Annotated in this window: 19 protein-coding genes; 9 read left to right on the forward strand and 10 right to left on the reverse strand. The window is 54.8% G+C overall.

The genetic code is table 11. The annotated features are described in order from the left end of the window. The first annotated feature begins 2 nt into the window (after nt 1–2). From tmk to mazG, 8 genes are all read left to right on the forward strand, one after another. Nucleotides 3–644 carry a dTMP kinase gene (gene tmk, locus ACSC94_RS04090; protein WP_435641782.1) on the forward strand — a complete coding sequence of 214 codons (642 nt, stop codon included), beginning with the start codon at nt 3–5 and terminating at the stop codon, nt 642–644. Continuing rightward, complete coding sequence (locus ACSC94_RS04095) at nt 641–1,834, forward strand: DNA polymerase III subunit delta' (protein WP_435641783.1); 1,194 nt, start codon at nt 641–643, stop codon at nt 1,832–1,834. The genes tmk and ACSC94_RS04095 overlap by 4 nt, the downstream gene beginning before the upstream one ends. Then, the gene (gene metG, locus ACSC94_RS04100; protein ID WP_435641784.1) at nt 1,831–3,405 is read left to right on the forward strand and encodes a methionine--tRNA ligase; all 1,575 of its coding nucleotides are present in this window, start codon (nt 1,831–1,833) and stop codon (nt 3,403–3,405) included. Before ACSC94_RS04095 ends, metG begins: the two co-directional genes overlap by 4 nt. A gap of 1 nt (nt 3,406) precedes the next feature. Next, entirely contained in the window at nt 3,407–4,228 is an 822-nt protein-coding gene (locus ACSC94_RS04105) for a TatD family hydrolase (protein WP_435641785.1), read from the forward strand. Further along, on the forward strand, nt 4,225–5,025 hold the full coding sequence (locus ACSC94_RS04110; protein ID WP_435641786.1) for an MBL fold metallo-hydrolase: 801 nt from the start codon (nt 4,225–4,227) through the stop codon (nt 5,023–5,025). Before ACSC94_RS04105 ends, ACSC94_RS04110 begins: the two co-directional genes overlap by 4 nt. A 226-nt stretch (nt 5,026–5,251) precedes the next feature. After that, the gene (locus tag ACSC94_RS04115) at nt 5,252–5,707 is read left to right on the forward strand and encodes a hypothetical protein (protein ID WP_435641787.1); all 456 of its coding nucleotides are present in this window, start codon (nt 5,252–5,254) and stop codon (nt 5,705–5,707) included. A gap of 158 nt (nt 5,708–5,865) precedes the next feature. Further along, nucleotides 5,866–6,804, forward strand: a complete 939-nt coding sequence (locus tag ACSC94_RS04120; protein ID WP_435641788.1) for an EAL domain-containing protein — start codon at nt 5,866–5,868, stop codon at nt 6,802–6,804. A gap of 95 nt (nt 6,805–6,899) precedes the next feature. After that, a complete protein-coding gene (gene mazG / locus ACSC94_RS04125; RefSeq protein WP_435641789.1) occupies nt 6,900–7,727 on the forward strand; it encodes a nucleoside triphosphate pyrophosphohydrolase in 828 nt (275 codons plus the stop codon). Here the strand turns inward: mazG and ACSC94_RS04130 are convergent. From ACSC94_RS04130 to ACSC94_RS04175, 10 genes are all read right to left on the reverse strand, one after another. Then, the gene (locus tag ACSC94_RS04130; protein ID WP_435641790.1) at nt 7,717–8,847 is read right to left on the reverse strand and encodes a hypothetical protein; all 1,131 of its coding nucleotides are present in this window, start codon (nt 8,845–8,847) and stop codon (nt 7,717–7,719) included. The two genes, mazG and ACSC94_RS04130, sit on opposite strands and share 11 nt — an antisense overlap. Continuing rightward, a complete protein-coding gene (locus ACSC94_RS04135; protein ID WP_435641791.1) occupies nt 8,844–9,959 on the reverse strand; it encodes a hypothetical protein in 1,116 nt (371 codons plus the stop codon). The genes ACSC94_RS04130 and ACSC94_RS04135 overlap by 4 nt, the downstream gene beginning before the upstream one ends. 112 nt (nt 9,960–10,071) lie before the next feature. After that, nucleotides 10,072–10,917 (reverse strand): inositol monophosphatase family protein, encoded by an 846-nt coding sequence (locus ACSC94_RS04140; protein WP_435641792.1) that lies wholly within the window; start codon nt 10,915–10,917, stop codon nt 10,072–10,074. A gap of 116 nt (nt 10,918–11,033) precedes the next feature. After that, complete coding sequence (gene hflX / locus ACSC94_RS04145) at nt 11,034–12,356, reverse strand: GTPase HflX (RefSeq protein ID WP_435641793.1); 1,323 nt, start codon at nt 12,354–12,356, stop codon at nt 11,034–11,036. Nucleotides 12,357–12,366: 10 nt separating this feature from the next. After that, on the reverse strand, nt 12,367–12,615 hold the full coding sequence (hfq, locus tag ACSC94_RS04150; protein ID WP_015467564.1) for an RNA chaperone Hfq: 249 nt from the start codon (nt 12,613–12,615) through the stop codon (nt 12,367–12,369). A gap of 129 nt (nt 12,616–12,744) precedes the next feature. Further along, a complete protein-coding gene (locus ACSC94_RS04155) occupies nt 12,745–13,416 on the reverse strand; it encodes an HAD family hydrolase (RefSeq protein WP_435641794.1) in 672 nt (223 codons plus the stop codon). Between the two features lie 4 nt (nt 13,417–13,420). After that, a complete protein-coding gene (locus tag ACSC94_RS04160) occupies nt 13,421–14,320 on the reverse strand; it encodes a D-amino-acid transaminase (protein ID WP_435641795.1) in 900 nt (299 codons plus the stop codon). Nucleotides 14,321–14,334: 14 nt separating this feature from the next. Beyond that, nucleotides 14,335–15,711, reverse strand: a complete 1,377-nt coding sequence (trkA, locus tag ACSC94_RS04165) for a Trk system potassium transporter TrkA (RefSeq protein ID WP_435641796.1) — start codon at nt 15,709–15,711, stop codon at nt 14,335–14,337. Between the two features lie 33 nt (nt 15,712–15,744). After that, entirely contained in the window at nt 15,745–17,226 is a 1,482-nt protein-coding gene (gene ntrX, locus ACSC94_RS04170; protein WP_435641797.1) for a nitrogen assimilation response regulator NtrX, read from the reverse strand. A gap of 37 nt (nt 17,227–17,263) precedes the next feature. Then, nucleotides 17,264–19,525 (reverse strand): ATP-binding protein, encoded by a 2,262-nt coding sequence (locus ACSC94_RS04175; RefSeq protein WP_435642147.1) that lies wholly within the window; start codon nt 19,523–19,525, stop codon nt 17,264–17,266. A gap of 241 nt (nt 19,526–19,766) precedes the next feature. On the opposite strand from ACSC94_RS04175, the gene ACSC94_RS04180 reads away from it, so the two are divergent. Further along, entirely contained in the window at nt 19,767–20,987 is a 1,221-nt protein-coding gene (locus ACSC94_RS04180) for a bifunctional 2-C-methyl-D-erythritol 4-phosphate cytidylyltransferase/2-C-methyl-D-erythritol 2,4-cyclodiphosphate synthase (protein ID WP_435641798.1), read from the forward strand. Nucleotides 20,988–20,990 lie beyond the last annotated feature (3 nt).

The raw sequence follows: 20,990 nt of genomic DNA on the forward strand, positions 1-20,990 counted from the left end.
CGATGGCACGCGGATTGTTCATTACGCTGGAAGGTGGCGAAGGATCGGGAAAATCGACCCAGATCCGCCTTCTGGCTGAACATCTGACATCGCTCGGCCACGACGTCATCACCACACGCGAACCCGGCGGCACGCCAGAGGCGGAAAAAATCCGCCATCTTCTGGTTCACCGCGATGGGGGTGATTGGACGCCGATTGCGGAAACATTCCTGCTGTTCGCTGCACGCGCCATGCACACGGAAACACTGATTAAACCGGCGCTGGCCGCGGGCAAGATTGTTATTTCCGACCGCTTTGCAGATTCCACACGCGCGTATCAGGCCTATGCCGGCGGCTTGCCGCTGGATACGGTTGAACAGATCAACACGCTGGCGCTTGGTGATTTCAAACCGGACCTGACGCTCATTCTCGACATGCAAGCCGCCGATGGTTTGGCGCGGGCGGGCAAACGCCTATCGGATGATAATTCCGGCGAAGACCGGTTTGAGAAAAAGGGTATCAATTTCCACGAAAAACTGCGCGACGGATATCTGGCCATTGCCAAAGCCGAACCGAACCGCTGCATCGTCATCAACGCGGCCCAAGACATTCAATCCGTCGCCGCCGCCATTGCATCCTGCGTCACGCAGAAGGTGGCCGCATGATGTTTGATGATTTCGACGATCTGGATGATCTGCAAGACGATGATGGTGCATCCGCATCGGATGGGGCCGAGGGCGTTGAACTGCCCGACCCGCGCCTGAACATGGACTGTTTCGGGCACGATGATATTGAACGCCAGTTGCTGGAATTATTCAACGCGGGCCGCATGCCGCACGGTTTGGTGTTTGCCGGACCAAAGGGTATTGGCAAGGCCACTTTCGCCTATCGCCTCGCACGCTTCCTGCTGAAACATGGCAAGGCCGATGCGGTTGACGCGGGGCCGTCGTTGTTTGGCGATCCGTTGCCCGCCACTCCCGTTATCCATGAAACCATGAATGTGGATGCCGAAGAGCAAGCCGTTCGGTTGATTGCCTCCGGTGGTCATCCGGACCTTCTGACCATCGAACGCGCGATTGATGAAAAAACCGGCGCGCGCAAAGAAGGCGTCAGCGTTGATGACGCACGCAAGGTGACACCGTTCCTGCGCATGACGGCCTCGATGGGGGGCTGGCGCGTGGTTATTCTGGATGATGCGGATACCATGAACCGCAACAGCCAGAACGCCATCCTGAAAATTCTGGAAGAGCCGCCATCAAACACCGTTCTGATTTTGATTGCGCACCGCCCCGGCGCGTTGATCCCGACCATCCGGTCGCGGACGCGTTTTATTGAATTTAACACGCTGAACGACGATTTGATGGCGCGCCTGCTGACCCGCGTGAAACCGGATCTGCGCAGCGATGAATGCGACGCCCTGTGCGCCATTGCCCAAGGCTCCATCGGCCAAGCCCTGAACCTGATGGATGAAGAAGGACTAAAGGCGATGGATCGTCTGGTCGCCGTCCTGCAAAACTGGCCCCATCTGGATTGGAAAGACATTCACCATGTCGCCGATTATTTCGGGCAAAAGGGACAGGAAAACGCGCAGCAGAGTTTTCAGGATATCCTGTTGTGGATCGTATCCACCATGGTCAAGGCCCGCGCGCGCGGTGTGAAGGGCGAGGGCGGCTTGCCCCGCGCTTTGTCCGCGCCCGTCTTTGGCCAGATTTTACGCCATTACAATGTTGAACAATGGGTCGGAATTTACGACGCGTTGATCAGCCATTTCGCAACCGTCAAATACGGGACGCTGGACCGCCGCTATGCGGCGTTCGGTGCCTTCTCAATCCTCTCCGGAGCTGAACAAAAATGAGCAAGAATTTTTACATCACCACCGCTATCGCCTACGCCAACGGCGCGCCGCATCTGGGGCATGCGTATGAGGCGATTTTGACCGACGTCATGGCGCGGTTTAAACGGCTGGATGGTTACAACACGTTTTTCATGACCGGCATGGACGAACACGGGGAGAAGGTTGCAACCACGGCCGAGAAAAACGGCATGGCCCCGCGCGCCTTTACCGACACGATCGCCGAAAAATTCACCGCGTTGGATGATCGGATGAATGTGTCCTATGACCGTTTTATCCGCACGACGGAGGATGCCCATTACAAAGCGTCCCAAACATTGTGGGAAGAAATTACCAAGAACGGTGACATCTACGTCGATGCCTATGCCGGGTGGTATTCCGTGCGGGATGAAGCCTATTTCGGCGAAGATGAACTGACCACCGATGTATCAGGCAAAAAATTCGCACCGTCCGGCGCCGAAGTGGTGTGGAAGGAAGAGCCGAGCTATTTCTTCCGCTTGTCCGCCTACACACAAAAATTGCTGGACCTGTATGAATCGCACCCCGATTTCATCGAACCGGCCAGCCGCCGCAATGAAATTCTGGCGTTTGTGAAACAGGAGGGGGGGCTGAAAGACCTTTCAATCTCCCGCACCACGTTTGACTGGGGTGTGCCGGTTCCGAATGATCCGAAACACGTCATGTATGTGTGGCTGGATGCGCTGACCAACTACATCACGGGCATTGGTTATCCCGATACGAACAGCGAAAATTACAAAAACTTCTGGCCCGCCGATGTGCATGTGATTGGCAAGGACATCACCCGGTTCCACGCCATTTACTGGCCCGCGTTTTTGATGGCCGCGAAACTGCCGCTGCCAAAGAAAATTTTCGCCCATGGGTTCATCAATATTGATGGCCAGAAAATGTCAAAATCATTGGGCAATGTCGTTTCGCCGGGTGAATTGCTGGATATGTATGGCGTTGATCAAACCCGCTATTTCCTGATGCGCGAAATTCCGCACGGGCAAGACGGGAATTTCAGCCATGAGCAGGCCGTCCTGCGCATCAACAGCGATCTGGCCAACTCCCTTGGCAACCTCGCGCAACGCACGCTGTCCCAGATTGCCAAAAACTGTGGCGGTGCCGTTCCTGCGCCCGGGCCATTGACGGACGAAGACCACGCCTTACTTGAATCGGCACAGGCGAAGATGATTGAATCCGTGCGCGGCGAATTTGAAAAATTCCACATCCACCGCGCGATCGAGGACATCATGCGCGTGGCCTATGACGCCAATGCCTATATCGACAAACAGGCCCCATGGGCGTTGAAGAAAACCGACGTTCCGCGCATGGAAACGGTTTTGTATGTGCTGGCCGAGGTTATTCGGTGCCTGGCTTTGATCATGCAGCCGATCACACCGGAATCGGCCGCGAAAATGCTGGATCAATTGTCCGTTCCGGCGAATGCGCGTGGGTTTGATACACTGAATGCCGCCCATGCGATCAAGGCGGGCACAATATTACCGGCCCCGACGGGTGTATTCCCGCGCATGGCCACGGAAACGGAAACCGCAAAACAAGCGAACGCGTAACATGTATATCGACTCCCACTGCCATTTGAATCACAACCGTCTGCTGAATATCGGCGGGCCGGATCAGGTGATTGAAAATGCCAATGCCGCGGGTGTCGATGGCATGCTCAGCATTTGCTGCCGCATTTCCGATGAATTTCCGCAAATTCTGGATCTGGTTTCAAACCGAAAAAACATCTGGTGCACCATCGCCACGCATCCGCACGAAGCCAGCGACCCGGCGGAAAAGGCCGTGACGCAATCCGATCTGGTCGCCATGGCAAAATCGCACCCGAAAATCATCGGCATTGGCGAAAGCGGCCTCGATTACTTCTACGAACACGCCACGCGTGAGGATCAACAGGATTCATTCCGCAAACATCTGCGCGCCTGTATCGAAACCAACCTGCCCGTGGTTGTTCACGCCCGGGATGCGGATGACGACATTATCCGTATCATTCGGGAAGAGGGGGCGGGGACCAATTTAACCGGCGTCATGCATTGCTTTTCCTCCACCCGCAAAATGGGTGAAGAGGCGCTGGAATGCGGGTTTTACATCTCATTCTCCGGCATCGTGACGTTCAATAAATCACAAGAACTGCGCGATTTTGCGCGTGATGTTCCGCTGGACCGTATTTTGATTGAAACCGACGCGCCATATCTGGCCCCGGAGCCATTCCGCGGAAAAATTAACGAACCCGCGTTGGTCGTTCACACGGCGCGTGCCGTCGCCGACACGCACAAAATTTCTGCGCGTGATCTGGCCGCCAAGTCGCGAGAGAATTTCTTCCGGTTATTTCCACGCGCACTTGATACATTCATCGCCGACGGTGATGCGGCATGAGCAGAAAAGTTAAATTAACCATTCTGGGCTGCGGCAATTCGGCGGGCGTGCCGGAAATCGGCAACTATTGGGGCGCATGCGATCCCAATGAACCGCGCAACCGCCGCACACGCGCCAGCATCGCGTTACAGGACGAAAAAACCACATTCATCGTTGATACAGGCCCGGATTTCCGTGACCAGCTGAACCGCGAAAATATCACGCATGTGGACGGTATTTTCTACACCCATGCGCACAGCGACCATATTGGCGGCATCGATGAATTGCGTGTGTTCAGCAAACGTACAAAATCCATGATTCCGCTGTATGGTGATCAAAAAACCATCGATGAAATCCGCTATCGCTTTGAATATATGTTCAACGACATCGATGATGGCCTGTATCCGGCCGTGTGCAGCACACACGCATTCCACGACCACGAATACGGCCAGATCAAACATTTCGGTACCATTCCGGCGATCCCATTTGTGCAGGACCACGGGTTCCGTGAATCACTGGGCATCCGCGTTGGCGATCTGGCATATTCGACCGATATGGTGAATTTGAACGAAGCCGCACTGGAAACGCTCAAAGGCGTCCGGGTCTGGATCGTCGATGCCGCCGGATACAAAATGCCCAAAAACTATGTTCATGCGACGTTGGAACAGATTTACAAACTGAACGAAACCATCCGCGCCGAACAGGTATACATCACGCACATGGCCGCATTCATGGATTACAAAACATTGTGCGACGAATTGCCGTCCGGTTACGCGCCGGCCTATGATGGCCTGACGCTGGAAACCACGGTTGATTGATGGTCGTTTAGGCGCCGCTTATAAACAGTAAGAAACGCCTTATAAAACAGATCCATAAGCACCCTTTTCCCACCCTATGCTTTATTTTCCATAATATACATTATCACATCATTATCATGGTGTTTTAAAGCAGAACCTATACCAAAGTTTTGACTCAACCCACCTATGATGTTATTACGCGCCCCTTACAATCAAATTTAACATCAAAAACTGGGAAGTTCGCGTCATGGTAAAATCTCTTCGCCTATTTGTACTCTTAACATCCATTTCCGCCTTTATGATCACAGCGTGCGCTCCGCATTCCGAAGACATCAAGGCAGCCTATGTATCGCCAATGCATTACGAAGATTTCTCATGCAAACAAATCCGCTCTGAAATGATGCGTGTTTCGCGAAAAGTTCAAGAAATCTCCGGAGTTCAAGATGATCAAGCCACGGGCGATTCTGTGGCCCTTGGTGTTGGCTTGGTCCTATTTTGGCCAGCTCTATTTTTTATGATTGGCGACGACCAAAAGGAAGAAATAAGCCGTCTCAAAGGCGAATATGATGCCTTAGAACAATCCGCTATCCAGAAAAACTGTGATATTTCAAGAGAGCTGGAAGCTGCACGTGTAGCAGCAGAGAAGAAAAAGGCAGAACGTCAAGCCAGCCAGCAATCTGCTCATAAGGCCGTTAACGACTGATAATACATGGTTTTTCCGGTGTGGTCTCTTCAATTAGAAACGACCACACCGGACGCCTGCTCGCAACGTATTCAAATATAAGCACTTCTTTACATTTTCCACTTATAGTCTGATGGTTATATGATGAACCATCTCTGGCAATTATCAGGCTTGAAGGCATGAACAAAAACCGCACCGCGCTGTTTCAGGATTTGATTGCCGCGACCCGTATGGGCCTCGACATGAAACATGCGTCCGGCGTTGTCTCCGATCACGATGCCCAAATTGCATCTGAATTGCTGTCGGCGCTGGCGGCTGGTCGGTTCCATTTCGTGGCTGAAACCTGGCACAATAATCACGATCAGAATGCTGGGCAAAATACTGGGCAAATTTACCCGGCTGAGCTTCTTTTGCGCGCTTTTACAGCCGCTGGCGACCCCATAAAACCGCTGGAGCCCATCACCATTTTATCGCGCGCCGGGCTGCAATCGAATTTCGATCAGGCCCTGATTTTGGCTGGCCTTGATCAGGCTCTGGCCCAAGGTTTGCGCCCCGTATCCATCAACACATCCGCCCGCAATGTTTCAAATGCCAGCTTCTGGTACGACGTCTGCGATATGCTGAGTGATGATTTCACGCCCGAGGAAATTCAAGGCCAATTGACGCTGGAAGTCACCGAAGACGACCTGGCCGACAGCCCGTGCCGTGACATTTTACTGGCCATGAAGCGCCAATTTGGCTGCACTTTTGCCATTGATGATTTCTACCACGACTACGCCCAATTTTCCGCCCAAGATGGCAATGGCAGCCGTGATTGGCTACGCCTGAACAATTTGCGCGACATCGTCGACTACGTCAAAATTGACGGCGAAACGGTCGAGGCCGCGCTGGATAAAACCAATCCGTTTAATCTGGCGGATCTGGTTGATCGCATTAAACAGATCGTTCCGAACGTCAAAATCATCCTGGAACGCGTCAAAAACGCGGATCAGGCCCATGCGTTCAACGGCGTCAGCGATGCCGTCCAAGGCCTGTATCTGCCCAGCGATCGCCAAGCGTTTCAGGAAGAGCTTTTTATCGCAGCCCGTAACTTCCCGCCGCGCCCGCCAAACCTGTAGAATTGTTTTCATATTGCGCATTGACGGTTTTATTTTTGGCCCGGTTCTGACATAGTGACCGCGTGAAATTCATCACGCAAAGGACCGCAAACACCATGGCAAACGACCCCATCAAAAACCAAGCCAGCAATCAAGCCAGCAATCCCTGCCCGTCGATGACGGAATTGATCGCCGTCATGGCCAAATTGCGCGACCCGAATGGCGGTTGCCCGTGGGATCTGGTGCAGAATTTTGAAACCATTGCGCCTTATACGATCGAGGAAGCCTATGAAGTGGCCGAGGCGATCAACACCAACGACATGAAATCGTTGCAGGAAGAATTGGGCGATTTGCTGATGCAGGTTGTCTATCACGCGCAAATGGCGGCCGAGGCTGGGCACTTCACATTCGAAGACGTCGCCGCCGGAATTACCACCAAAATGATCCACCGCCACCCGCACGTGTTTGGCGAGGCCAAAGCCGCCGACGCCAAGGACGTTGAAAAACGCATCTGGGAGGACCAGAAGGACAAGGAAAAAGGCCCGCGCGAAAGCATTCTGGATGATGTTCCCCACGCCCTGCCCGCGTTGATGCGCGGCCAGAAACTGGCCAAACGCGCCGCGCGTGTCGGGTTTGAATGGCCCGAAGCGGTTCACGTTCTGGACAAGCTGGAAGAAGAAATCGCCGAACTGCGCGAAGCCATGGACAGCAAAGGCCGCGACGAAATTCAGGATGAACTGGGCGACATGATGTTCTGCCTGATGAATTTTGGGCGCATGCTGGATCTGGATGCCGAGGAAACATTGCGCAAAACGAATGCTAAATTTGAACGTCGTTTCAAGGGTTTAGAGCGCGATCTTAAAGCGATGAATAAAGGATTTTCTGACACGAATCTGGAAGAAATGGAAGCGTTGTGGCAGGCGCAAAAGCGCATCACGGGGTAAGCTTATTCCGCACAGCGTGATACAATTTTTCGACGCGAATACAATGCTTTATCGCCTCTTCTTCATATTCGTCTTTATGTGCAGCAATATCAAAAAACTGCAATAAATGACCCGATTCACGGTGCAGTTTTTCGGTGATAAACGCCTGCTCCGCGCCGTCCTGATAGTTATATTTATCGCGATCTTCGCCGTCATAATCGCGGTCGCAGAATATCTCTCCGGCCACCCCCTCGATCAGAACGCCGCGCGCCAGATCCGCACGCCCGTCCTCTGGGATAATACCAATCCCGCCCGTGGGGTCGGGTGACGCCAGAAACACGTTCAACACCGCCGCGCCATTTTTCTGGTACAGCGCGCTTAAAGATTCAGCGTAGCCATACCCGTCACTGCGACAGCCCAGCATATGATGCGCCCCGCTATTCTGAATCATCAAATCCAACTGATGATCCTGCATAAAGGCCAGCCCACGCTTGACCATACCCCAGTTGCGCACGGCCATACCGCTCGAACTAACGGCATCGCTGACATATTCGTCATCACGGGTGTAGATCAACGCGCCTGCCTCAACCAGCGGATCGGTAATATCCAACATCGCCATGTTGAGAGAATAATCCCGGGCCGCATCGTTAAAAATTGTTGGGATATCATTGTGATACAGGAAGGCGTTGAAATTTTTCTCCGCCACGGGCGCCCATTCCGGGTGCATGCAAACGATGGATGCCGCCAATGATGCGGTTCCGCGTGGGTCAAACTGGATCAGGCTGTCGTAATATCCAACACCACGGCCGACATCCAGCCCCATGCCTTCGGTCATCATATGGGCCAGCGCATTACACGGGCGCTCCATCGCCTGCGCAAAGGCCGTGCCTTGATCATGAAACGTCGCGGCGACCAGATGCTGTAATTCCAGATGCGCAGAAATGTTGTGCGTTTCAGCAATCAGGATGACCAGCGGCACATCATCCGGCAATTCCGCCCGCATTTTTGTGGCTGCACCAACGATAATATTGGCCGCCGGGCGCAGATCATACGGATTGGATGAGCAGTTTATGTAATGCGCCGCAACGCCCTCGCGGGCCGACTTGATTGTTGTTTCGGAAAACGGGTCAAACGGGCTCATGCGGTCAAACTCACGTTACGACGCAGGGTGTTTGCATGATATTGCGTCAGGATACGGTCGCAATGATTGCGAATAGCCTCAATATTGCGCTCCATATGGCGTTCAGCATCAAAAGACTGCGTCAAACACCCCGATTCACGGTGCAGTTTTTCGATAAAGGCGCGCTCCGCGCCCGCATTGTCGTTATCGGCAAGAAACTCATCATCGGCCAAGCCATTGATGACCACGCCGTCCTTCAAGTGGGTCCGCCGGTCCTGCGGGATCGTATCAATCCCGCCATCATACCCCTGCGTCGTGATAAAGACGGGCACAACCACCGCCCCGGCGGCTTGGTATGCTTCGGTTAGCGACAAGACACGGGTGTCAAAATTGTCGTATTTTCGGCCCAACACATGCGATCTGCCAGTGTTTTGCAGGATCATGTCCACCCCATGGCTGGCCGCGAACGCAACGCCCCGCTGGGCCATATTCTGGTGGCGAATACCAATCCCACCCACGCCGTACATATGGATGCCGTTTTTCTTGGTTACGCCACAGGCGGGTGCAACGGCGGCGTTGAAACGGTTTTGCATGTCCAGATACATTTCACCCTGCCCCGCAAAGTCACGGGCCGCATCATTGAAAATGCTGGGAATTTTGTTTTCGTGGCAAAAGGCCATCAAATTCAATTGCGTTTCCGGTGCATCATTCGCCACAACACATTGTGTCATGTAAGACAACAGCCCCGCCGCACCATCGGTATCCAGCGCCAGAATATCGTCGCTGTCCAAATGGCCAAGATCGCCCATATTGGTCGTCATCACCTGAACCAAATTGTTGGAATCCAGTTCGTATCCCATGCAAAAACGCTGACCAGCGCTGGTCCATTTTTGGGCAACCATGTGCAACAATTCACCATGGGCAGAACATGGGTGCTTTTCCCCTATCAGGATCACCAGCGGCGTCCCCGGCGGCAATTCCGCACGTCTGCGGCCTGCGGCCTGAATAATCAAATCTGCGGCAGGGCGGAGGTCATACGGGTTGGCGGAGCAATCGATATAATGCCCGGCCATACCCTCTTCCCCCAGGAAGAGGGGTGCATTGGATGATGGTTTGACTTTGATTGTGGCCATTGCAAATCCCGCCAAATGCTTACGCAGTAAGGCAGAACTATACCCCTTTAATTGCCATAATGCAACATTTTGAGGCCCGGAGAAATGGCGGCGCTGAATTGATAAATACCATTTATTTTCCGTACTTTAAAATAATATCCTCAAGTATCGGTTTAATAAAAATGGCATCAATCTGGTGCAAAAGCGCGTCATGGCTCGCCACCAGTAGACCGCCGAAATCATCGGACGGGTGGTAAACGGATGAATCCCACTTGGCGATCACACCCCCGGCCTCGGTCACGGCCAGCACCCCGGCCAAATGGTCCCACGGTTTGATCCGGCTATAGACACCAAAATCGGTCTTGCCCGTGGCCAGATTGATGTACTCATGCGCGGCGCAGCTTAGGGAATAAAACTGCTTTACCTTGTCGCGTTGTTCTTCCAGATGGGCGCGCATTTCTTTTGGAAAATACTTCTTCCCAATATGGCCCGTGGCGTTGATCGCATCATTCCGGTTGGTCAGGTTCAAGCGGCGGCCTTCGAAATACGCGCCCGCGCCCTTTTCCATCGTCATGGTCCGTTCGCCCAGAATGTCATAAATCCACCCCGCCCGAATTTCACCGTCCATCACACAGGCCAGCATGACCGCAAATTCGCGTTTGCCATGCACGAAGTTATAGGTGCCATCGACCGGATCGACGACCCAGACCATTTTGCCGGCTTCTTTCAGCGGCCCCAGCGTGGCCTTGCCCGATGAAATGCTTTCCTCGCCAATCACGATCGACCCGGGATACAGGTCGGGCAGAATGCGCACCAAGGCCTCTTCGGCTTCGGTATCGGCAACGGTCACAAGATCATTGGGGCCGGATTTTGTATCAATCTGCCCACTGGTCAGGGCGTTGTAGCGCGGCAGGATATAGGTCGCGGCAACATCGACGAGGACGTCGGAGATTTTGTCGATATCAATGGATTGTGTCATGGGTTACGCCCCCTCCCGCTTGTTTTTATTCGTCATACCGGCGAAGGCCGGTATCCATACAGAGCCCCCATGGATTCCGGCCTTCGCCGGAATGACGATAGAGGGGAAAAGCGGCATCAGGCCGCGTGTTTGCCAAACCGCTCCGCAAACCGCCCCTGATCCGCCGGGTCGATTTCGACGCGCATGGTGATCATGGAATCTTCACCATCGATCCGCTCAACAATATTGCTGCGGGCATAGAGCCAGGCCAGCGCCTCGCCCTCGGCGGGGTGCAGGTGATAGGTCACGATGTTGCGTCCATGGGCCAGCATTCGGGAAATCATCTGCATCAAATCACCAATCCCCTCACCCGTCAGGGCAGAGATGGCGACCGTATTTTCAACATGCTCGCGCGCTTCGCGCAGAATGCCGGGGCGGTTTTCTTCGGTAATGGCATCAATTTTGTTCAGCACCTCAACCACGCGGCGGTCGGATGCGTATTCAATGCCCAGATCATGCAGGATGGAAACCACGTCGTTTTTCTGGGCCGCTCGGTCATGGCGGGACATGTCCCGCACATGGACGATGACATCGGCATATTGCACCTGTTCCAGCGTGGCGCGGAACGAGGCGACAAGGTGGGTGGGCAGATCGGCGATAAATCCAACCGTATCGGCCAGAATGATTTCGTTTCCGTCTTCCAGCTTCACCCGGCGCATGGTTGGGTCCAGCGTGGCGAAGGGCAGATCTTCGGCAAACACGTTCGCACCCGTCAGGCGGTTGAACAGAGTCGATTTACCGGCGTTGGTATACCCCACCAGCGACACGACCGGGAATGGGACTTTCTCGCGCCCTTTGCGTTGCAGGTCGCGGGTGCGGCTGATCTGTTCCAGATCGCGTTTTAATTGCGTAATGCGGTCCGTCACCAAGCGACGGTCGATTTCCAACTGGGTTTCACCCGGGCCCCCGGTTTTACCCATGCCGCCGCGTTGGCGTTCAAGGTGGGACCAGGATTTAACGAGGCGCGATTTCTGGTATTCCAGCGCGGCCAATTGAACCTGAATTTTACCCTCACGCGTTTGTGCGCGGGCACCGAAAATTTCAAGGATCAGTCCGGTGCGGTCGATGACCTTCACCTTCCATTCCTGTTCCAAATTGCGTTGCTGCACCGGGCTGAGCGCGTGGTTCACGAACACGACATCGGGTTTCATAACCTCGACCTGCGCCGCGATCATTTCGCGCGTGCCCTTGCCGAACAAGGCCCCGGCATCAATCTTGCGCACCGCAACCACACGGGATTCGCAGACCTCCATGAAAATGGCGTGGATCAGCCCAACGGCTTCTTCCAGCGCATCTTCCGGGTCGCGATCGTGGCGTGCAAAAGCCCCCGGCAATGTCGGGTGCAGAACGATCGCCGTTCCTGGCCCTTCATCATCGGGGGTCTGTTGTGAATCACTCATGTTTTAAAACTTAAACGTCCTGATCTTCGCCGGCTTCATACAGGCTCAGCGGGCCGCCCGGCATAATCGTGGAGATTGCGTGTTTGTAGACCAGCTGGATATGCGCATCACGGCGCAGCAGCAGACTGAAATTGTCAAACCAGGTTACAACACCCTGCAATTTGACGCCGTTGACCAGAAAAACAGTCACGGTCATCTTTTCTTTGCGGATTTTGTTAAGGAAGACATCCTGCACGTTCTGATTCTTTTCACCCATCATTTTTTCCTTTTTTATTTTTCATATTTCTTTAACGGCCAGATGGCTGGAATTACTTAGCGAATGCACAATGACCAGACAAGGGGTCGAGCCCAAAAAACCTTAAATTAACGCAAAATTACAAACACAAACTCACAGATTTTGCTTCAGCAGGGTCAACAATCCTTGGTTATCGCCAACGATGTGGGTGGGCGGGTTGTTTTTGGTTGCGGCGTCATGTTGGCCATCAAACCGCAAAAACACCGATGCACACCCGGCATCCCGACTGCACAGCAGGTCCGATTCCGTATCCCCAATATACCATATATTCGGCCCGGCCTTTAATCCGGCCTGATTCAACGCCAGAATCAGCGGGTCCGCCGCCGGTTTATCGCGCCCGGCCACGCCCGCGCCCACGACGGAGGCAAAATATTTGCTCCACCCCAGATGATCGATTTCCTTCATCAAAACGGCGTGGCGTTTGTTGCTGACCACCCCCATCGGCACACCGGCCGCGGCCAGATGGGCCAGAACATCCCCGGCACCCTTCATCGGTGCGATGTGGGCCAGATGAAGTTTCTCAACATTTTCGTACCAGATTTTGAACGCTTCATCCGAACGGCTGCCGTACAGGCGTGGGAATAATTCGCGCGCGGAATATTTCAGATTGTCGAAAAACTGATCATCACTGAATGGCGGCTGGCCGAAATGGCTTTGCAACCGCGCATACATTTCGCGCAGCAGCGGAATCGTATCCACCAGCGTGCCATCCCAGTCGAAGAAGACACCAACCGGGCGTGATGCCGGTGTAAAATTCTGTGTCAATGTATCACCCATTTTTATCGTTCAACCCCGAAGCCCATTTTAATTGTTCGCCGCGCAACCCATCGGCATAGGCACGATATTCATCATACAGCCGCCGCGCCACCGGCCCCGGTGTGCCTGTTCCAATCACATGATCATCCAGCTTTACGATCGGCACAATCAGGGCCGCCGCCCCGGTGCTGAAGGCTTCATCGGCCTTGTACGCCTCATCCGGCGTAAAGGCCCGTTCCTCAACGGTCATTTGCAAATCATTGGCAATTTTCATCAACGCCGTGCGCGTAACACCGCGCAGGATGGAATGGCTGGGCGGGCGGGTGATAATGCTGCCGCCCTTTACAATCCAGGCGTTGGATGCCGCGCCTTCGGTAATCAACCCATCATCATCGACCAGCCACGCTTCCGCCCCGCCGCGTGCATAGGCACTCTGGCGCGCCAGAACCTGCGGCAACAGGGCGACGCTTTTCACGTCACGGCGTTTCCAGCGGATATCCGGCACGGTGAAGGCGCTGACGCCCTTTTCGCATTTGTTGGTTTTTTCAAAATTGAACGGGCGGGTAATGACCACGATTGATGGCGCAACATGGGCCGCCGGGAAAATAAAATCGCGTTTCGCCTGCCCACGCGTGACTTGAATATACACGGTCGCGGATTTCAGATGATTGCGGCGCAGCAGTTCGCGCATCACCATCTGCAACGTCCGGCGCGGCATTGGCATGTCGATGTCCAGCTCGGTCAATGACCGTTCAAGCCGGTCCAGATGCCCCTGCTCATCCGCCAGATGGCCGTGGATGCAGGCAATCACCTCATACACACCATCCGCAAATTGAAAGCCACGATCCTCCACATGCACGTTGGCGTGTGCATGGGCAACATAGGAACCGTTTACATAGGAAACGCGTGGCATTCTTTATATCAACCTTAAAACAGGTCCACATGGACCAGAAACAGTTTTTCAACCTTACGCGCTTGTGCCTGCGTGGCCAGAACGATCACATGGTCCCCGGACCGGATTTTCAAATCCGGTTGCGGCATTAACACATCATCGCCCCGCACAATCGCACCAATCAACACATCGCGCGGCAATTTAATGCGCCCGACTTCCGTGTTCACGATACTGGATGTATCGGACACTTCGGCCTCGATCACCTCGGCAAACCCATCACGCAGGCTGTGCAGCGCCTTGATCCGCCCGCGGCGTACATGCTGCATGATCGATGCCACGGTAATCGCGCGCGGTGTCACCATCGCGTCAATATCCAGGAATTTGATCAACGGGGTATAGCTGACCTTGTTCACCAGTGAAATGACGCGCTCACACCCCGCCTGTTTGGCCAGCAGGGCCGCCAGAATGTTGGTTTCATCATCATCCGTCACGGCCACCATGGTTTCGGTGTTGGCCATATCGGCATCTTCCAGCGTTTTGGGCTCCAACCCGTCGCCGTGCATAATCGATACGCCGCGCAATTGTTCGGACAATGTCATCGCGCGGGCCAAATTGTTTTCAATGACGCGAATGCGCGTCTGCGGGCTTTGTTCCTGCAAAATCCGGGTCAGGTACATGCCGATATTACCGCCGCCCAGAACGGTGACGTGACGCGCTTCTTTTTCCTGGTGGCCAAAAGCCGCCATAGCGCGTTGCAAATGATCAGTGTCGGTGAAGAAATACACTTCATCGCCCGCATACATCTGTTCGTTCTCGTTCGGAATAATCGCCTGCTGCCCGCGAATAATCGCCACGACTTTCAACGACAGGCTGGGGAACAGGTTGGTGAGTTGTTTCAGCGGCGTGTTGATCACCGGGCAATTATCCCCGCACATCACCCCCACCAAATGCACCCGGCCATCGGCCAGACGCATGACGTTGGTGGTGCCGGGCACGCGCAGCCGTTCACAAATGGCGTGCGCCACTTCCATTTCCGGGGAAATGATTACATCAATCGGCATATGCGCGCGGGTAAACAGGTTGGACCATTCCGGCTTCATATAGGCACGGTCACGGATACGGGCGATTTTTTTCGGTACGTTGAACAGGGAGTGCGCAACCTGACACGCCACCATATTGACCTCGTCCGACTGGGTCACGGCGATCATCAGGTCAACATCGGCGGCCCCGGCCGCCGCCAGAATATCCGGGTTGGATGCGTGGCCGACAATACCGTTGGCGTCCAGCGTTTCATTCACCTTCGCGACCAGATCGGGCTGGATATCAATGACGGTCACATCATTGTCTTCGCGCGACAAATACGCGGCAATGTTATATCCGACCTGACCGGCCCCACAGATGATGACACGCATGATGATTTAATTCCAAAGGCAGGGAGATTAGGTTCAGGCTGTTTTCTTCTGGCTTGATGGTTGAACGGGCGCTTCGTCCCCGCCAGACAATCCATCGCAGGCCCCATCAGACACATCGCCGTCATTGTGCTTCTCTGACGTTGAAATGCCAAGCAGTTTCAGCTTGCGATGCAGGGCAGAACGCTCCATCCCGATAAACTGCGCGGTTTTGGAGATGTTGCCGTGGAACCGCTCGACCTGGGCCTCCAGATAGTCTTTTTCAAATTGTTCGCGGGCATCGCGCAGCGGCATCAAAACCAGTTCACGGCTGAGCGCCGCACGGTCGCCATCACCGCCCATATCGGCCCCGGTAATTTCCGGCGGCAGATGGTCCGGGCGGACGGCTTCATCGGCCCCTGCACCCGACATGATCATCACCCATTCCATAACGTTGCGGAGCTGCCGGATATTGCCCGGCCAGTTATAGGCCTGCAACGTCATCACCGCCGCTTCGGACAAAATCCGGCGCGGCAGGGAATTGGCATCGGCATATTGATCCATAAACGCGGCGGCCAGATCGGGAATGTCGGCGACGCGGTCACGCAAAGGCGGCATTTGTACGGGTACGACGTTCAGGCGGTAGTACAGATCCTGCCGGAAACTGCCCTCCTCCATCGCGCGGTTCAAATCGCGGTTGGTCGAGGCCAGAATGCGCACATCCACATGCACCGGGTCTTTTCCGCCAACGCGGGTGACTTTCTGATCCTGCAAAGCGCGGACGATCTTGCCTTGGGTTTCCAGTGGCATATCCGCCACTTCATCCAGCAGCAACGTCCCGCCATTGGCCTGTTCCAGCACGCCAACCTTGCCCGGTTCACCATGGATACCGTCAATCGATCCAAACAGTTCGATTTCCAACCGTTCCGGCAACAAGGTGGCGCAATTCAGGGCCATAAACGGTCCCGTGTTGCGTTCCGATAAACGGTGGATCAGGCGCGCGGCCAGTTCCTTGCCCGTGCCCGGTTCGCCGGTAATCAAAACCCGGCTGTTGGTCGGGCCGACGCGTTCCAGAACATGGCGCAACTGGCTAACCATGCTGGAGGCCCCGGTCAAATCGGTCGGGGTCGACGTTTTCCGGCGCAGGGCCTCGTTTTCTTTTTTCAGTTCGGCATTTTCCAACGCCCGGTCGATCATCAGCAACAGGCGGTCGGATTTGAATGGTTTTTCAATAAAATCATACGCGCCCAGCTTGATAGCATTCACGGCGGTTTCAATGGTGCCGTGGCCGCTGATCATGATAACCGGCAAATGCGGGTGATCGGCCTTCAGCTTGGTCAGGATGTTCATCCCGTCATGTTCGCTGTTCTGCAACCAGATATCCAGAACGACCAGCGACGGCACCCGCGCGGTAACGGCGTCATACGCCTGTTGCGCGTTCCCGGCCTGACGGGTCGAGAATCCCTCATCCTCCAGAATGCCTTGGATCAGCATCCGGATGTCGGCTTCGTCATCAATGATTAAAATATCCGCAGACATTGCGATTCCATTACCTAATAAAGCGGCAGTTTATCAATCATCCGGACGCGGCATCAAGCGGGACGATCTGTTCATCCCCCGCAAGTATATCATCGGCCGCAAGGTCGAATACCAGCGTCATCGTCGCCCCACCCAGATCATTCCATCCCGGTGTGGCGCGGATCATGTCCGTTGTGCCGATAATAATACGACCGCCATGGTCTTCCATAATTTTCTTCACAATGGCCAACCCCAGCCCCGTGCCCTTCTCCCGGTGCGTAACATACGGGTCGGTCAGGCGGGCGGTGTCTTCGCCTTTGGGCAATCCGGCGCCGTTATCGCTGACCAACACCATAACCGTGCCATCGGCGCGGCTTTGGTGCAGGCACAGTTCAACATGGCCCGGCGCGCCTACATCAACGCCTTGGGTAATTCCATTTTTCTGTCGTGTTTCAATGGCATCAATGGCGTTTTGAAGAATGTTGGTGAAGACTTGGCGCACCTGTTGTGCATCCGCCTCCATCCACACCGGATTGGCGGAAATGGTCCGCAGATCAAAGCCGGAATGGGTGAATTTTATGTCCGGGTGCGCCTGCTGCTGCAGGATCATCGTGTCGCGCAACAGGGTCAGCAGGTTCTCCCGTTTCATCACCGGATCGGGCATCCGGGCAAAGGCGGAAAATTCATTCACCATGCGCCCGATATCGCCCACATGGTGGATAATCGTGTCGGTGCATTGGGCAAAGATATCAGGGTCTTCGGTAATTTGTTTCAGATATCGCTTCTTCAACCGTTCCGCCGATAACTGGATCGGGGTCAGCGGGTTTTTGATCTCATGCGCGATGCGGCGGGCCACATCCGCCCATGCCGCTTTGCGCTGTGCGGATTGCAGGGCGGTCATGTCATCAAAGGTCAAAACCGCACCACGGTCTTCATCCCCGATCAAGTCGATGGCAATGCGGACCAGGAACGTACGGCGGTTGCCATCGACGTCGATGAAGGGAATTTCGCCTTGGGTAATCTTACCCGGCTTCTGATGCGCCTGATCCAGCAAGGGCTGAATTTCTGGCACAATATCGCCGATAGCGCGACTGACCAGCCGTTCATCCTTGTCCCCGAACAAATCCGCCGCCGATGAATTGGCCAGCGTAATCTTGCCCATCCGGTCCACACCGATAATTCCGGCGGACACCCCGGCCAGAACCGTTTCCGTGAAACGGCGGCGCTGGTCCAGTTTACGGTTGGCCATAATCAGCTCATCGCGCTGATCCTGAATCTGGCTGGTCATGCGGTTAAACGCGCGGGCCAGAACTTCAAATTCATCCAGATTGTCGGATTCGATCAGGCGGACGGTCAAATCCCCCGCCCGCACCCGGTCGGCGGCGTTGACCAGCGACCCGATCGGCGTCACCAATTGCCGCGCCAGCACCAGACCAAACCACATGGCCGCCAGAAGAAGAAGCAAACCAACGACAACGAACATCATCATCATCTTGACCTGCAGGTCGCCGCGTTGGGCTTCCAATTGGTCATATTCCTTTACCGCGCGTAATGTGGCATCCAGACGGGATCGCACCAACGGGTCAACCATGCGGCCGACAAACAGATACGTGTCGATAAAACTGTTAAGCTGGACCAGCGCCCGCACGCGGTCGTCATCGCGCGTGCCCATCACGGCCACTTCGCCCTGACGCGCCTGCTCCATGACATATTGCGGGATGTTTTCAAATTGCAGGGAGAAGTTCATCCCCGATGACGCGATCACGCGACCCGACCCGTCAAAAATCAAAACTTCGGACAGGTTCCGCAGGAAGGATTGCGTTTGCACCAATTGGTCAAACCCCGCCGGGTTATGCGCGGCCATATCCGCCGCTCGGTCCAAATCGCCCGCCATGGCCAGAATATCGGCGCGCACAACCTGCTGGTGTTCTTCCATATAGGCTTCGGCGAAGGCTTGCGACTGGGTGACCGCATTTTGCACCTTCTCACTGAACCATCCCTGCACCCCGTAATAGAAGAAAACGGCGGAAAACACGGCCATGATAATGGCGGGAATGGCGGCCAGAAGGCTGAAGATCAGAACCAGACGGCCATGCAGACGCGCCCCCGGCACGCCACGACGGCGGCCGCTCCACAATCCTGCAATCCGACGCCCGATCAACGTGGCCAGAACCAGCAGAATGACCAGATCAAGGTTGAGCAGCCAAAAAATGGTCCGGGGATCATTGCCAAAGGGCGGCGTTTCGGTCAGCGCGGCATAGGTTGCCACACCCGCCGCCACCGCCGCGATACCCAGCACCAAAGCGGCCAGCGTTCCCACACGAGAATAGCGCCGCTCGAGAATGTTCAAGCGTCGCCAGAAACGGTTTGTTACGCTGTTCGCCAACAAGGATGATTTCACGCGTTCAATTATCCGCTATAACCTATCCAGAACATCGTCATCCCGGCGAAAGCCGGGATCTTCCGCCGATACGGTTAGAAGATTCCGGCCTTCGCCGGAATGACAAATATGTGTGCGAAATATCCTCCTATTTGACGGGAAAGGCAAGCCCGGAAACGCTATGGAAAGCATGAATAAACCGCAGAAAAACGCCGATTTTAGCCCCCTGCCTTTCACCCTGATCGTGGTGGCGGCGGGTACGGGAACCCGTATTGGCGGCGAGATTCCGAAACAATATCAACGCATTAATGGCAAAACCCTCCTGCGCCACACGCTGGACCGGGCATTGAAATTGCCGGGTTTACGCGATATTCGGGTGGTTATTCATGCCGATCATTCTGACCCGTATCATGACGCGGTTCATGGATTGAATCTGCACCCGCCAATTGTCGGTGGGAACAGCCGAAAGGAAAGCGTTTATAACGGGATAAAATCCGTTACCGAAGCGGGCCCGAAAGATGTCATTTTGATCCACGACGCCGCCCGCCCATTCTTGGATGCCGATAGTGTAATTGCGCTTGTGCATAAGGCCCATTACAGCGGCGCGGCAACGCTGGCCGTACCTGTGGCGGATACGGTGGCGCGTGATAAAAACGAATCTCTCGATCACATTGTCGATCGCTCCGGTCTGTGGGCGATCCAAACACCGCAGGCTTTTCATTACGACCTGATCAAACGTGCGCACGACCAATTCCAGGGAGACGATAATTTCACGGATGATACCGGGTTGGTCGCGGCCATGGGTCAAACGGTTCACATCGTGCCCGGTACGCGGCAGAATTTTAAAATCACAACAGTGGATGATATGACAATGGCCAAAGCCCTCCTGTCCCACCCCATGGAAACACGCACCGGGTTCGGGTTTGATGTTCACGCTTTGACAGCACCCGGGGCTGGATCGGGCGTGATCCATCTGGGCGGCGTCGCCATTCCGCATAACCGGTCCCTGATCGGGCATTCGGACGCGGATGTGGGTTTGCACGCTTTAACCGATGCCATTTTATCCACCATTGCCGCCGGGGATATCGGCACCCATTTCCCCCCATCCGACCCGCAATGGAAGGGCGCAGACAGCACCATTTTTCTGAAAAAATCGGTTGATCTGATTGATCAACAAAACGGCGTAATCACTTTACTTGATTTAACTTTTCTGTGCGAAGAGCCAAAGATTGGCCCGCACCGCGAAGCGATGCAGGATTGCATCCACCGTGTCACCGGCGTAGCCAAAAACCGCATCAGCATCAAGGCCACCACCACCGAAAAACTCGGCTTCACAGGCCGTGGTGAGGGGATTGCGGCGCAGGCCGTCGCCACCGTACAATTCCCGGCAGAGGACAATTGATTC

The sequence above is a fragment of the Micavibrio aeruginosavorus genome, assembly GCF_051245535.1.
Taxonomy (GTDB): domain Bacteria; phylum Pseudomonadota; class Alphaproteobacteria; order Micavibrionales; family Micavibrionaceae; genus Micavibrio; species Micavibrio aeruginosavorus_D.